At 38.0% G+C, this 14,858-nt stretch carries 13 protein-coding genes; all 13 read right to left on the bottom strand.

Annotated elements, in window-relative coordinates; translation table 11 throughout:
- Positions 1 to 92: 92 nt before the first annotated feature.
- On the bottom strand, positions 93 to 1,235 hold the full coding sequence (locus AAA926_RS06210) for an ArgE/DapE family deacylase (protein ID WP_198179831.1): 1,143 nt from the start codon (positions 1,233 to 1,235) through the stop codon (positions 93 to 95).
- 14 nt (positions 1,236 to 1,249) lie between these two features.
- Positions 1,250 to 1,999, bottom strand: a complete 750-nt coding sequence (locus tag AAA926_RS06205) for an amino acid ABC transporter ATP-binding protein (protein ID WP_198179829.1) — start codon at positions 1,997 to 1,999, stop codon at positions 1,250 to 1,252.
- A complete protein-coding gene (locus AAA926_RS06200) occupies positions 1,992 to 3,488 on the bottom strand; it encodes an ABC transporter substrate-binding protein/permease (protein WP_198179827.1) in 1,497 nt (498 codons plus the stop codon). Before AAA926_RS06200 ends, AAA926_RS06205 begins: the two co-directional genes overlap by 8 nt.
- A 169-nt stretch (positions 3,489 to 3,657) precedes the next feature.
- The gene (locus AAA926_RS06195) at positions 3,658 to 4,887 is read right to left on the bottom strand and encodes a lactate oxidase (protein WP_045928621.1); all 1,230 of its coding nucleotides are present in this window, start codon (positions 4,885 to 4,887) and stop codon (positions 3,658 to 3,660) included.
- A 171-nt stretch (positions 4,888 to 5,058) separates the two neighbouring features.
- On the bottom strand, positions 5,059 to 5,856 hold the full coding sequence (locus AAA926_RS06190) for a metal ABC transporter permease (protein ID WP_046332611.1): 798 nt from the start codon (positions 5,854 to 5,856) through the stop codon (positions 5,059 to 5,061).
- Entirely contained in the window at positions 5,856 to 6,476 is a 621-nt protein-coding gene (locus tag AAA926_RS06185; protein ID WP_338212260.1) for an ATP-binding cassette domain-containing protein, read from the bottom strand. Before AAA926_RS06185 ends, AAA926_RS06190 begins: the two co-directional genes overlap by 1 nt.
- A gap of 54 nt (positions 6,477 to 6,530) precedes the next feature.
- Complete coding sequence (locus AAA926_RS06180) at positions 6,531 to 7,649, bottom strand: SLAP domain-containing protein (RefSeq protein WP_370466797.1); 1,119 nt, start codon at positions 7,647 to 7,649, stop codon at positions 6,531 to 6,533.
- Positions 7,650 to 7,662: 13 nt separating this feature from the next.
- On the bottom strand, positions 7,663 to 8,562 hold the full coding sequence (locus AAA926_RS06175) for a metal ABC transporter solute-binding protein, Zn/Mn family (RefSeq protein WP_370466796.1): 900 nt from the start codon (positions 8,560 to 8,562) through the stop codon (positions 7,663 to 7,665).
- A gap of 245 nt (positions 8,563 to 8,807) precedes the next feature.
- The gene (locus AAA926_RS06170) at positions 8,808 to 9,533 is read right to left on the bottom strand and encodes an LrgB family protein (RefSeq protein ID WP_338212132.1); all 726 of its coding nucleotides are present in this window, start codon (positions 9,531 to 9,533) and stop codon (positions 8,808 to 8,810) included.
- Positions 9,533 to 9,967: a CidA/LrgA family protein gene (locus AAA926_RS06165; protein WP_338212131.1), complete on the bottom strand. Its 435-nt coding sequence runs from the start codon at positions 9,965 to 9,967 to the stop codon at positions 9,533 to 9,535. The genes AAA926_RS06170 and AAA926_RS06165 overlap by 1 nt, the downstream gene beginning before the upstream one ends.
- A gap of 157 nt (positions 9,968 to 10,124) precedes the next feature.
- Positions 10,125 to 10,862: a LytTR family transcriptional regulator DNA-binding domain-containing protein gene (locus tag AAA926_RS06160; RefSeq protein WP_338212130.1), complete on the bottom strand. Its 738-nt coding sequence runs from the start codon at positions 10,860 to 10,862 to the stop codon at positions 10,125 to 10,127.
- 13 nt (positions 10,863 to 10,875) lie between these two features.
- Positions 10,876 to 12,576, bottom strand: a complete 1,701-nt coding sequence (locus AAA926_RS06155) for a LytS/YhcK type 5TM receptor domain-containing protein (RefSeq protein WP_338212259.1) — start codon at positions 12,574 to 12,576, stop codon at positions 10,876 to 10,878.
- Between the two features lie 302 nt (positions 12,577 to 12,878).
- Positions 12,879 to 14,849: a PTS fructose transporter subunit IIABC gene (locus tag AAA926_RS06150; protein ID WP_338212129.1), complete on the bottom strand. Its 1,971-nt coding sequence runs from the start codon at positions 14,847 to 14,849 to the stop codon at positions 12,879 to 12,881.
- Positions 14,850 to 14,858: the final 9 nt, after the last annotated feature.

The raw sequence follows: 14,858 nt of genomic DNA, 5'->3' as shown, positions 1-14,858 counted from the left end.
GTATGTAAATAATAATTTCTTACATCAAAAGCCACTCCTATTTTTAAGAAGTGGCTTTTTTCTGTTATAAAAATATTAATGATAGTCAAAAATCAGGCCAATGAGTGCCAAAACCGCCAGGCTAATTCTTGGTATAAACGACAGCCATCTAAATAAGCATTTACTTCTATAAACTCATTTGGTTCATGATCAGTAGTTCCAGCTCCCGGTCCCAGAATAATAATAGGAAAATTCCCAGCTTGAATATATTCTGATGCATCTGTAGCAGCAGTTCCTGCAACAAATTCGCTTGGCCTGCCAATTTCTTGCTCAACAACTTTCTGAGCTATCTGAGCCAATTTAGTTTTAGATTGGTCAGGTAAAGGTACTTCAGGAAAACTATATCTGATTTTTAATCGCGCACCTTTTTCGTTTAACTCAGAAACTATCTGTTCAAGTTCAGTATATATTTGCTCATTGGGATATTTGGGCGTCGTCCTGATATTGCCGGAAAGCCAAGCAGTGTCGGGAACAGAATTAATTTGACTGCCACCCTGAATTTGACTAATCACATGAGTAAAAGAACCTAAAACTGGATCCTTCTTTTGATGACTATCCATTAATTGCTGCGCTGCTTGTGCAAATTCAATCAGTGGCATTATAGCATTTTGACCTTTTTCTGGAGTCGAAGAATGAACGCAAATACCTTTAGAATAAATGTAATAGTCAATAACACCTTTATGGGTCACACGTACGTCAAAGTTGGAGGGTTCACCAATAACAAGTCCGTCTAAATCAGAAGCATAGCCTTCTTTAGTTAACTGAGCTGCCCCATATTCACCGGTTTCTTCACCTACAGAGGCTAAAAGTCTAATACGTCCAGGCAGTTCTCTCTCACTATTAAGTAAATCAAGCATTGCAACAATCATTGCCGCCAGACCGGATTTCATATCGCTCGCACCACGCCCAAATATTTTTCCGCCTTTCAAAGTGGGCGTAAACGGATCAGTATGCCAATTAGCCAAGTTCCCAGCTGCAACAACATCTTCATGCCCTGAGAAGCCTAGCAGCGGACCATGATCCCCAATAGTTACTACCAAATTATCTCTGCCGGAAGAATAAGTAAGTCTGTGAATTTCTACTGGATATCCGCTAAACAATGATGTGATATAATCAGCTATCAGACTTTCATGATCATTTGCCGAATTGATTGCTAACAAGTCAGTTAATATTGTAATCGCCTGTGCTTTTTCCACTTACTTTCTCCCACCTAAGCTTCAAGAACTTTTGCCAAAAAGTCCTGCGCACGCGGAGTTTGTGGCTGAGCAAAAAATTGCTGTGGTGCGGCTTTTTCTTGAATATAGCCGTCTGCCATAAACCAGACTTCATCCGCTACATTTTTGGCAAAGCCCATTTCATGGGTTACAACTACCATAGTCATTCCCTTTTGGGCTAAGTCCTGCATTACTTTTAAAACTTCGCCTACCATTTCTGGGTCAAGTGCTGAGGTGGGCTCGTCAAAGAGCATTACTTCGGGATCCATCGCTAAGGCACGGGCAATGGCAACTCTTTGTTGCTGGCCACCTGAAAGATTGGTTGGAAAGGCTTCTGCTTTATCAGCCAAACCGACCTGATCTAACAGCTCCATTCCCTTAGCTTTAGCTTCACTGTCACTCATGCCCTTGACTTTCATCGGCGCTAATTTAATATTTTCAATAATATTCATATGGGGAAACAAGTTGAACTGCTGAAAAACCATTCCCATTCTTTCACGCAGCTTATCAAGCTGGTCTTCACTTAGAGCAGTTAACTCCTTATCCTCAAAAATCACTTTGCCGGAAGATGGCTGATCTAATAAATTTAAGCAGCGCAAAAATGTACTTTTGCCTGCACCTGACGGGCCAATCAAGCAGATAACCTGACCTTCATTTACTTGAGCATTAATATCTTTTAGGACTTCATTACTGCCAAACTTTTTTTGCAAGTGTTCAACTTTAATTACGGGTTTTGCATTAGTCATGATTCATTTTCCTTTCAAATACTTTCATTAAGCTGGACAAACCAAAAGTAATGATAAAGTATAAGATCATTGTGATTACCAATGGCATAACTCCACGATAAGTGTCAGCCTGGACTACACGCGATTGATAAATCAAATCCTTAACGCCAATTACTGAAACTATTGAACTTTCCTTAATCAGGGAAACAAATTCATTACCCAATGCCGGCCAAATATTTTTCATTGCCTGTGGCATAATAACATAACGCATAGTTGCTGTGCGTGATAGACCTAAAGAGCGAGATGCTTCAGTCTGCCCCACAGCAATTGAATTAATACCCGAGCGAATTACCTCTGCTACATAAGCTGCAGAGTTAAGAGAAACGGCAATTATACCTGACAGTAGAGCCGGAATGTTTACTACTACCCCCAAGCCAAAGTAAATGAATAATAATTGCACCATTAACGGTGTGCCCCGAATAAATTCTACATAAGCTGTCGCAATCGAACGGGCAATTTGGTTATGACCTAAGCGCATAAACGCCAGTATCGCCCCTAATAAGAAACCAAAGAATACTGATATAGCAGAAATAAGTAAAGTGTACCCGACCCCGGCTATAAAGAAGTCTTTATAGGCCCACATTGAATTAGACGCTTTGACTTCCTTTTTTGTCTTACCGGCTGTTAAATATTTTCCAGCTTTGGGTAAATAATCTTTATCAATCAAATCTTTTTGTTTAATCTCTGCTATTGATTTATTAGCAGCTTTAACTAAACTATTGGCTCCTTTATGAAAAGCAACAGAAGTAGCAGATGACTCTGTCTTGAGGCCTGCCGGAATCACCATAATCCCGTCGGTATTTTGCGCAAAGGCTTCGGCTGTCGCCTTATCAACTGAAACTGCATCAACCTTATGCGTTTTTAAGCCTAAAACTAAGTCGTTATATTTATCCATGGTTTTCAGTTTGACATTTTTGGCCTGGTTTTTGATCATTGTGGCCTGCATACTGCCAGTTTGAGCACCAATTGCTTTGCCTGCAAAAGACTTATAATTATGATATTTGCCTTTATCCTCTTTTCTTATCAGTAATTTTTGATCGCTTCTATAGTATGGCTGACTAAAGGCAACGCTTTTAGCCCTCTTAGGTGTTGCGTTCATTCCGGCAATGACCATGTCAATTTTACCAGTTTCAAGGCCCACTAAAAGAGAGTCAAAGTCCATTGGACGCACTACGAGCTTAACCCCCATATCATGAGCAATTTTTTGCCCTATTTCAACATCCATACCAACTATTTTTGATTTGCCCTTAATATTTTTGACAAACTCGTAAGGAGGATAATCTGGACTAGTCCCCATGACTAGCTCACCTTTTTGCTTGACTCTTCGTAGATAATTGTCGGTTCTTTGTTCAGTTTGTCCTTTATCAGCAGCTGCTGCATTCTGGGGTAACAAGGTTAACATCATAAATGCTATCAACAAAGTTTCAAGCAATTTCCACGCTTTCTTCATAATTTTCCTCCATTATTATTTTTATTATGACAATTATAAAGATATAAAAATTAAATTACAACTATTAATTAAAAGCAATCATTTTTTAAGCAATAAAAAAGGCCCTGCATGTCAGTTAAAGCACCTAATATATGCAGAGCACTTTTTACTACTTAAAATTAAAAGCTAATTATGCTTGGGAAGCACCAGTTACAGCGTCTGAGTCATCTTCTTTTAATTGATTCTCAGCTGTTACAGGATATGGCTTAACTCTAGTAGGATCAGTATTTGACTTCAAGTTATCAGCAGTGTAATTAATATGGGTAATCTTGGCGTGTTTAACGTCTTCAATTGTCTTGCAGCCAGTCAATTGCATATCAATTAACAATTCTTGGTTCAATTGTTCAATAACAGATTGCACACCCTTAGCGCCACCAAGAGCAAGACCGTACAAGTATGGACGACCAACACCAACCATATCAGCACCAAGTGCCAAAGCCTTAAAGACATGCGAACCACGACGAACGCCTGAGTCAAAGACAATCGGAACACGGTGGTTTACAGCTTTAGCAATCTCTGGCAACATATCAATTGTTGCAGGACCACAGTCAACTTCACGACCACCATGGTTGGTAACATAAATACCATCAGCGCCAGCACCCATAGCTAAGTAGGCATCTTCTGCACAAACAACGCCTTTAACAAATACAGGTAAGCCTGACATTTCCTTAATGCGTCTAACATCTTCTGGGCCGATCTTTTGAGCTGAAGAAGCATACATCTGTGCTACAGTTTGGCCTTCACCCTTTGCTCCTTGATAGCGAGTAAAGAAGTCTAGTGGAACAGGGTAAGCAAACTTAGTTCTCAGGTTAGCTTCACGAAAGCCTGATACCAAAGCGTCTACGGTCAGGAAAATGCCCTTGTAGCCAGCCTTTTTAACTGCATCAAAGACCATCTTGTTGAAGCCCCAATCTTTACTGAGGTAAAGCTGGAAGAAACGCGGTGCATTTGGAGCTGCTGCTGCAATCTCTTCTACACTCTTATTAGCATAAGTACTTGATGCAAACAAGGCACCTGCTGCAGCTGCACCCTTTTGAGTAGCAATTTCTGCATCTTTGTGTGCGATACCATGGCAGGCAATAGGTGAAATCATTACAGGTGTCTTCAATTTCATACCCATAAATTCAGTATCCAATTTAGGATTATCCATATTGGTCAAAGCACGAGGCACAATCTGAAAGTGATTGAAAGCAGTGGTGTTATTACGCCAAGTCCACTCGTTTTCTGATCCTGAAGCAATATAGTAGTATGCTCCTTCTGGCATAACCTTCTTTGCACGTTCCTCAAGTTCATCGAGGTTAATCATTTTTAATGTTTCGTCACGATCACTTTGGGGAAAACCGTTATAATATGATGTCATTTTTAAGACTCCTTCTTTATTTAATATTTCCAATTTCTATTATACATGTAAATGCTTACAAAAGTTAGTGAAATTTTAAAATAAATGTTTAAATAACGGGATTCCCACTGTATGTTTTTTCACAAAGTCAAGTAAAAACAATAATTAATGTTATTTTTATGTTAATAATTACTACAAGCTATGCTTAATAATATGAGTGAAATATGTAACAAGATAGACCGCAACTTCAATAACAGCTATAAAAAAAGTTACTGGTAGATTCGTAATATAGCCCAAATATAAACCAAGCCAGACGCCGATCAGGGCAAAAAAGACGGACCAGCCAATCATTGCAGGAATTGTTTTACCCAAATAGTTTGCAGTGGCTGGCGGCAGAGTTAACAAAATAAAAACTAAAAGTGAGCCCACAATTTGTGCACCAATTGATACCGACATCGCCAGAGCAATCAAAAAAATAACACTGATAGCACCAGTTTTTACTCCATGTGCCAACGCACCAATATGGTCAAATGAATCGAAATTTAATGAGCGCTGAATGCTAAAAATCATCAATAATACAATTATAGAAAGAGCTATAAGCTGGATCACGCCCTGATGATCGACACCAATAATACTGCCAAATAAAATATTCGTAGCATAGTTGCTGTTAGCCCCAGAAATGGCAAGAAAAAGCACTCCTAAGCCAGTAAACAGAGCAGAAATAGCACTAATTGAGGATTCCTTTTGTTCACTATGAAGTGACAATTCCCCAACACTAATAGAACCCAAGAGAGTGAATAAAAGCATTCCCCACAAAGGTCCAATTCCCAGCCAAACAGCAAATGCAGCACCTGCAAAGCCAATTTCGGAAAGCGTGTGTGCTAAAAAACTAAAATTACGTGCGACTACGTAAACGCCGACAGTACCACAAGTTATCGCAATAAAGGTACTTGCTAAAAATGCATTTCGCATAAAACCATATGCAAACATTATTCATATGCCTCCTTAAACTGGGACATTTCACCATGTTCAATTTGACCATGATTTAAATATAAATAGTTTTGCATATACTTGTGAGCTAATGATATATCATGAGTTACAAACAAAACTGTTATTTTATGCTTTTCATTCAAATGTCTGATCAGCTTCATCAGCTCATCTTTAGCCATAGGGTCAAGACTTGCCGTGGCTTCATCTAAAATAATCATATTAGGATTATCAAGCAAAGCTTGGGCTAAATATGCTCTTTGTTTTTGACCGCCTGAAGCTTCCCCCATACGAGTATTTTTAATTTGATATAAATTTGTTTCCTCTAACTGCTTTTTTATTGCTTCCTTAGTTCGGCTGTTTTTAATAATGGGTGCATTCAAACCTACAAAAGCTTCAATTGATAATGGATATTCAGCATCTATATTGCGAAACTGAGGCACATAACCCAGACGAACATCATCTGCAAATTTAAAAGATCCCGAGCTAGGAGTCAACATCTTCATTAGAATATTTATTAAAGTAGTTTTCCCCGTGCCATTAGGACCTAACAGTGCAGTCAATGAGCCCCTTTTTAACTTGAACTTTAAGTTCTCAAAAACATTATTTTTATCAAATCTCATTGAGAGATTATTAACTTCTAAAATATCAGACAATTTGTATTTTTCCTATATTATCTACTTAAAATTGCCCACTTTGACAAATTGATTAACATCAATTGGGTAATATTTACGACCCTTAATCTTAACGCGACCGCCATATGTGCGCACATAATTGCCACGATATAGCTTGTTTGTACCAACCCGTTTGCCTTTGCCATCGTAAATATAGGCATTGTGACTTAACAGACGCAATTTACCCTCAACGTTGCTGGCAACGACAAATTGATTAACGCCTATTTGCAAATACTTTCGTTTTTTAATAGTTTGATTGCCATAAATCGTTAACTTAGTGCCAGCCTTTTTAGTTGATAAATCAGTTGCCACACCATTTTCATCATAAACCAGTGCATTATGAATCAAGACTTTGGTAGCAACCGGCTCAGGCAGGACAGCAGGCTTTTTAGCGGGTGCTGCAGGTGCTGGTGAAGTTACTGCAGCATTATTAGCTGGCGTTCCTTGATCATAATAATATTTAACCAGGTCAAAGAAATCATCCATTGAATAACCCCATTTGGCAAAGTAACCATCAGGGTCTGTATGATCAGTACCACCCAAAAATGTAGATACAGCATGATGAGACCAAATTGTCCCTTTACCATCATGAACAGCGTTGTCAGGTACTAAATTATATTGGTGTAAAATTTGTGCAACATAAATAGCATCATTATTCACGCCTTTGGCAAAATCAGCCAGATTGTTTTCCTCACATAGCTCTACCTGAACAAAACGGTTGTTAGCAACAGGACCTGCACCCCATACGCCGTAATCTGGGCTTGTCATTTGAATGACACCTGTTTTATCCACAAAAGCATGAACATAAGAATAAATATTCATCCATTCGCGGTTAAAATAAATACATTCATTACGTGCAGTAGCATTGGGTGTAGCGGTTTCGTGAATAACAACGCCTTCAGGCTTGCCGTTGCGATAATTAATCGGATTAGCAGCAGAAAAATCGTTATATTTAATGCCCTCTTGCGCTAATACTTGTTCCGCATAAGTTACACCGCCAAAACTATTTTGTTTAGCAGTATCATTAATTGTACTTGCTTGTACCATCGTCGTCTCTGGAGCAGCGACAGTTGCAATACTTGCTCCTAAAGCTAAAACGGCAATTAATTTTTTCATTTTCAACGCCTCATAACAATCATTTTCGGACCACTTCAGCCAGATCCTGATAACTATCATTCATCCAATCAAGATAATTAGTATTATCCGGAATGGTCTCTCTTACTTTTAAGATACGAATATTTTGCTTTTTAGCTAACTTTAGAAAAGTGTCTACTGTAGAACTTGAAGTTTGTTCATTGATCACAAAAAATGCAATTTTCCGTTTCTTAATACCATCAGTCATTTTTTGAACAGCCGCTGGACTCGGATCTGTATTATTTTGGATAGCTTTCTCAAAATCTTCATTTGCGACTTTAATATTGACAGAACTTAATGCATAGTCAAAAACTGGCTCACTGACATAAACGGGCTTTTCAACGTGGTGACTTAATTTAGCAGAAGCCCTTTTAATACGGGCAATTTCAGCTAAATATCTTTTCGCGTTTTTTCTATAATAATGAGCATGCTTTGGATCCTTTTTGCACAAGCTCTTAACTAAGTAATTAACATACTTGGTGGGCATAGTCAAATCAAACCAAATATGCGGATTATCACCTTTTTTTAAACCCATCAGGTCTTCACCAACGCGAACCGGCTTTTTGTCAACTGAAGAGGCCAATTTATCCATCCAACTGTCGTAACCTAGGCCATTTTCTATTACTATGTCTGCGTTAGATAGAACCTTAGCATCGTTAGTAGTAGGTTGAAAATCGTGAGGGTCAATTGCTGATTTTTTAATAATTGCTTCTGCTTTGCCATATTTACCAACTATATTTTGGGCAATGTCAGAATAGACATTAGTCGTCGTCATAATTGATATCTTACTGCTTTTGTGTGACTTTTGTGAACATGCACCTAATGTTAAAAGAACTATGCCTAATAAGGTAACTGCAGCAAATAACTTTCTAAATTTAACAAATTTCAATATTGTTGTCATTCCTTTTCGTATTTAAGTGTAGTTTTTAAGTAATAAGGCAACTTTTTAATTGCAGTACAAAATAAAAGTTACTTACAATTAATAACCATTATACACTAATTAGGGATTGCTTTAAAAGCAACGCCTTATTATAGTTTTGTTACAGTTTCATTGCTTTAAAAAATAAATTTATGGCAATCAAAAAAGCACACGATTCATTCGTGTGCTTTTAGAGTAAGTAAACAAACAACTATTAAAAATATAAATTACAACCCAATTAAGTGGGCAAAAACTGGAACTAACAGATTATCTACTAAAGCTGTGGCCACAACTGCCACTGCGGCAGTAGCTCCTTGCACAGAACCCATTTCCAAAGCAAAAGCTGAGCCAATAGTATGTCCTGCAGAACCTAAACCCAAGCCAGTTCCTAATGGGTCACTATTCAAGTTAAACCACTTAACTAATTGCTTACCTAAGGCATAAATTACTACAGCATTGAGTATGCATGCCATAGCAGTAACTGAAGCATTTCCCCCGATAGCTTTTGTTATTGGCATTGCCACTGCAGTAGTAGCAGACTGACTTAGCATTGACTTTATTCCGACAGTATTTAAACCAACTGCTTTAGCAACAAGTGTTATTAAGGCCATTGAAATTAGCGTACCGAAAACCAGCCCTAAAAGAATTACCAGCCAGTTTTTCTTTACAACATCATTACGCTTATACAATGGTACTGCGAAAGCAATTGTAGCTGGGGTGATGAACCAGAAAATAATGTCGCCACCTGGTTTATAAGCTTTAGCATAAACAGTAGCTGTTGAAACGTCAAAGCACTTAGCAAGGATAATTAGAATTGCTATTCCCAAAACCATTGCTACAAAGAGTGGTTGAAAAAGGAAAAAACCTTTTGATTTTTTGAACAGCCATTGCCCGGTTAAAAATACAATTAATGACAGGAAAACTCCAAATAATGGATTCGCAATATATTGCATTATTTAACATCCCCTACTTTTTTGTGATTAATAATAGTTAGTTGATTATTAGTTACTTTTCCTATAACCCAACTAAAGAACTTAGTTGTATAAGCAGTGACAACTAATAAAATGATTGTAGAAGCTATTACCACTATAATCAGTTGGATTCCCTGTTCCCGCATAATCTTTAAATTTGCGGCTAATGAAATTCCAGAGGGAACAAACATAAAACCAATTAGTGAGATTAGTGCGCTACCAAAAGAATCAACCCATTCAACTTTAATTACATGGACGGTTAATAAAAAATATAGCAAAACTAATCCTATTACTGGAGTCGGTACGGGAAAAGACTTTGGCATCAAATCAGAAATTACTTGTGCCACAAACAAAATTGCAGCATAAATAAACATTTGTACTAAAATTGGAGCTGATTTTGTTTTTTCTTTTTTCATAAGATTGATTTCCTTTCTCATTTTCAGCTTTCTTGCTTTCAAGTAATAAGATAATAGCAAATACGATTTTTGTAAGCGATTAACTCGTGAATTGCAAAAAATGACCTGTGAACTGCACTAAAGCAAATTCACAAGTCACAACAAATTAGAACACTATTTACAAACCTAATTTTTGGTTCAATTCTTTGCGGTAAGATCGACCTACCTGAACTCTGGAATCATTATTCATAATCAACATCAATGTATGATTAAACCAGGGCTGAACCTCCTTGATATCTTCAATATTTACAATTGCATTTCTATGTACTTGTAGAAAACATGGATCCGTTAATCGTTCCTTAAGCCAGGCCAGTGTTTTGCGTGTTTCGTATTTTTGATTATTTGTTTCAATTGTTAATACACCGTTATTAACCGTTGCTGCTATTACTTCCAGTTTCTTAATAACTACGTTGCGATCTTGAAGCTCAATACTAAGAACGTCACTGCCCGCTTTTTGCGCTTGCACAGCATTGTTATTTTGACTGTTTAAAACTTTCACAGCCTTTTGCAGTGCCTGATCAACCCTCTCTTGTTCGAATGGTTTCAGAACATAGTCCAGTGCACCAACATCAAAAGCCTTCACAGCATAGTTGTCGTACGCAGTAGCAAATACAATCATCGGTGAATAACTCAGTTGTTTCAATTCATCGGCCAACTCAAAGCCATTTTCTTCATTAAGTGAAATATCTAAGAATAGCAAGTCAATTTTATATTTAAGCAAAGTTCCCTGTGCTTCTTTGATATCTTCTGCTTCATAGAGTTTAATATTTTGTTTATTTAAAACTGAACTTTTTTTGATCAAATAAGATAATTCAGTGCGGGCTAATGGTTCATCATCAACTACTAAAATTCTCATTTTTAGCTCCCTCTTAACCTTCAAAATCATTTTTTTCAGCTTGTTTTAGTGGTATCTCGGTTTGAAAAGTCGTTCCCTTCTCACCGGTTTTGATATGCAATTGACTATTAGTGCCATATAGGCCTATCAGCCGTTTATTCAAATTATAAAGTGCTGTACCGCTACCGCCAGATTCACTTATTGGTTCTTGACCCAGCCTTTTTAAAATTTCCGGTTTAATACCTACACCATTATCACTAACTAAAATCTGTAAGTAATCATTTTTTTGACTTAAATTAATGACAATTTTGTTCCCAGTTTTTCTACCTTTAAAAGCATGCTTGATAGCATTTTCCACAAAAATTTGTAAACAAAATGAAGGCAGCAGCGTACTATCAGGCACACTAATTTGATAATTAATTGTAAATTTATGTGGAAAACGCAACTCTTCAATTCCAGTATAAGCACTAACATACGTTTTTTCCTGCTTAAGTGTAATTTCTTTTGCCTGACCATTTTTCAAGCTTAATCTAAAAAAGGTACTAAGCTGCATTAAAGCTCTATGAGCCTCGCTAACGTTAACCCTCATTAAGGCTCCAATTGTATTGATTGCATTAAAGAAAAAATGCGGATTAATTTGCACTTGTAATGCCCGTATTTCTGCTTCATTTACCAAGCTGGTCTGCTGTTCTGCAATACCAATAGCCAGTTGTCCAGAAAAAATCATAGCCAAGCCGCGAACCAGATTTTCTTCGACCACAGTCATTTCTTGTTCAGCACAAAAGTACAACTTTAGTGCTCCAATCGTTTTTTTGTTTACTTGCAGTGGACAAACGATAGCGGATGTTAATGGGCAATTCGGATGAGGACAACCAATTTCTTCTTTTGAATGAGCCAGTTTTTCATGTCCTGAAGCAATAACTGTTTTAGATAAATCAGTTATTACCGGCTCACCAGCAATGTGGTGATCCTGACCCGCACCAACATGAGCTAATACATTAACGCGATCAGTTAAGCCCACAGCATCAAAGTTAGTATATTTTTTAATGATTTTGCAAACATGCTGAGCAGAATCAAAGTCCAGGCCATGACGAAAATAAGGCAAAGTTTTATTGGCCAGTTCGAGGACATCTTTGGTCTGAACCGCACGTAACTGTCGTTCATTTGATAAATAAGTTTTTAAAATTTCAATGAACAAGCAAGAGCCAATTGTGTTTAACAATATCATGGGTACAAAAATTAATTTGATCAAGCCGAAACCATGGAATGCAAAAATAAAGGCCATCTGAATTAGTTCTGCTAAAAAAGATAAAACTGCTACCCAAAAAGTTGACGGGTACAAATTATTTTTCTTAACCTTATCACCTAAAACGCCAATTAAATATCCGATTAGAACTGAACTGACAATATAAAAATAATCCGAAAAGCCACCAAAAATCACACGGTGTAGCCCACCCACTAAACCAACTAGAAGTCCTACATAGGGTCCAGCAGTCAGACTGGCGGTAGTGATAACTAACATCCTGGTATTTGCTATTGAGTCAGACTGGGGTAAGCCGGTAATAATCAAAGGAGTAATAATTTCCTTAGAACTCGAAATTTCTACACCAGTGAGATTGGCAATGACAACGAAGAGTGAAAAAATAATAAATAGCCAGATTTGCGATTTTAAGGTTCTTTTTTCAATTAAATCTCTAAAAAAGCGCATGTTAACAAGGAGAAACGCCAGAATCATAATAATACCCAGGCGTTCTGATAATAATATGAATAGATTGAACACGTTTTTCTCCAATCCGTAAACTAAGTTAGAATTTACCTTTTATATCATATAAGTATGACAATTTTTTCAGCTTACGCAATAGTAATCGCATTCAACTGCTCAAAATAATACTTGAAATGGTGAAATCTGCGCCTTAAATTCACAAAATAAACTAGATAAACTTGCTTTAGGCGGATATCTTATGAGTACAAAAAAGCACCAAGCTGCCTATGTAGCTTGATGCCAATTTTTTTAATATTAATAAAAGTTCAACTTGATTATTTATCTTCTTGTTGGTCAACGGGCTTTTTCCACAGACCTAAAATTACACCCGCAACAATGGAGCCAATAATAGTAGCAACGAAGTAAAGCACAATGTGGTTAGCAAGTGGAGATACCCAGAGACCACCGTGAGGTGCAGGAACGCCAATGCGCCATAAGCCGACTAGAGCACCACCGACAGCAGAACCAATAATACATGAAGGCAAAACGTGTCCAGCATCTGCCGCAGCAAACGGAATAGCACCCTCAGTAATGAATGAAAAGCCTAAAATCCAGTTGGTTAAACCAGCCCGGCGTTCATCCAGAGTGTATTTATTCTTAAAGAAAGTCGTACCAATCGCGGTCGCAAATGGTGGTACCATGCCCCCAACCATTACGGCAGCCATCATCACAGCTGCAACAGTTGAATGAGGATCATTGGCAAAAGCACCGGAAGCAAAGACGTAAGCAGCCTTGTTGAAAGGTCCACCCATATCAATTGACATCATGGCAGCTAAAATAGTTGTCAAAACTACTAGGTTGCCCGTACCCATTTGGTTTAAGAAATTAGTAATGGCAAAGTTAACGGCACTAAAGATTGGGTTAACAATGTAGTACATGATCAGGGCGATGAAGAGCAGACTCAAAATTGGATAAATGAGCATTGGCTTCATCCCTTCAAGAGACTTCGGCAACTTGGCAAACAATTTCTTTAAGCCGACTACCAAGTATCCGGCAATAAATCCTGAAGCCAGACCGCCTAAGAAACCGGCAGGAGATTTGGCATTAGTGACCACATTGGCAACATAAGCACCACCGTAGGCACCACTATAAACTGTGGCCATAAAGCCGCCGACAAAACCGGGCATTAAAGCAGGCAAGTCACCGATTGATTCAGCGATGTAACCTGACAAAATTGGCACCATGAAGGCAAAAGCCATGTTACCGGCATTATTTAAGAAAATGAATGCAGGGGACTTTGGACCACCAGCATAGTTTTCCACAATAAAGGAGATTGCCATTAAAATACCGCCACCGATAACAAATGGCAACATGTGGGAAACACCGTTCATTAAGTTTTTGTAGATTGAACCCCAAACGCCTTCTTTAGAGTTGTCACTATCGTCACTGCTCTTTTCACCGTTTGAATGGTAAACGCTGGCTTTAGAATCCAGAATGTTGTCAATCAATTCGTCAGGCTTGTTAATGCCGTCAACAACTGGACGAGAAATTAATGGCTTACCATCAAAGCGAGGCATGTCAACTTTCTTGTCCGACGCAATAACAACACCTTGAGCGCGGCTAATCTCATCGGCAGTCAATTTATCCTTGACACCTTCTGAACCGTTGGTTTCAATGCGCACATCAACGCCACGCTTTTTACCGGCCTTGATCAAAGCCTCTTGAGCCATATAAGTGTGGGCAATACCGTTAATACATGCAGTAACGCCGACAATCAAAGGTTTTTCTTCCTTATTAGATTTATTTGTACTTGCAGCCTGCTCCTTTTCAGCTTGCTTGTCTTGATCTTTTTGCTTTTCAGCATCTTCAAAAAGCTGGATAACTTCTTCAGGAGTTTGCGCTTTTTTAAGAGCACTAACCAGATCAGGATCAATTAACAAACCGGATAATTTAGCTAAGGCTTCAAGGTGAGTATTGTCAGCGCCATCAGGTGCAGTAATCATAAAGAATAAATGAACCGGTTGACCATCAAGCGAATTGTAGTCAATTCCCTTTTCACTTTTAGCAAAAAGCACGCGCGCCTTGTTAATTGTCTTGTTACGGGCATGGGGCATCGCAATTCCATCACCAATACCGGTGGTAGATTCATTTTCACGTGCCCAAATTGACTTAATGAATTCATCTTCGTCATTGACGATGCCGGTTTTGACTTCCAAATCAGCCATTTCCTTAACAGCATCTTCTTTATTAGTCGCTTTAAGCGACATAATCATGGATTCAGGAGCCAAAATATCTTTAATTTTCATTTTAAATTC

It is taken from the genome of Lactobacillus juensis (genome assembly GCF_036246285.1).
GTDB lineage: Bacteria > Bacillota > Bacilli > Lactobacillales > Lactobacillaceae > Lactobacillus > Lactobacillus juensis.
Note: the sequence above shows the minus strand (reverse complement) of the source record. Positions and strands in the feature narration are given on the sequence as shown.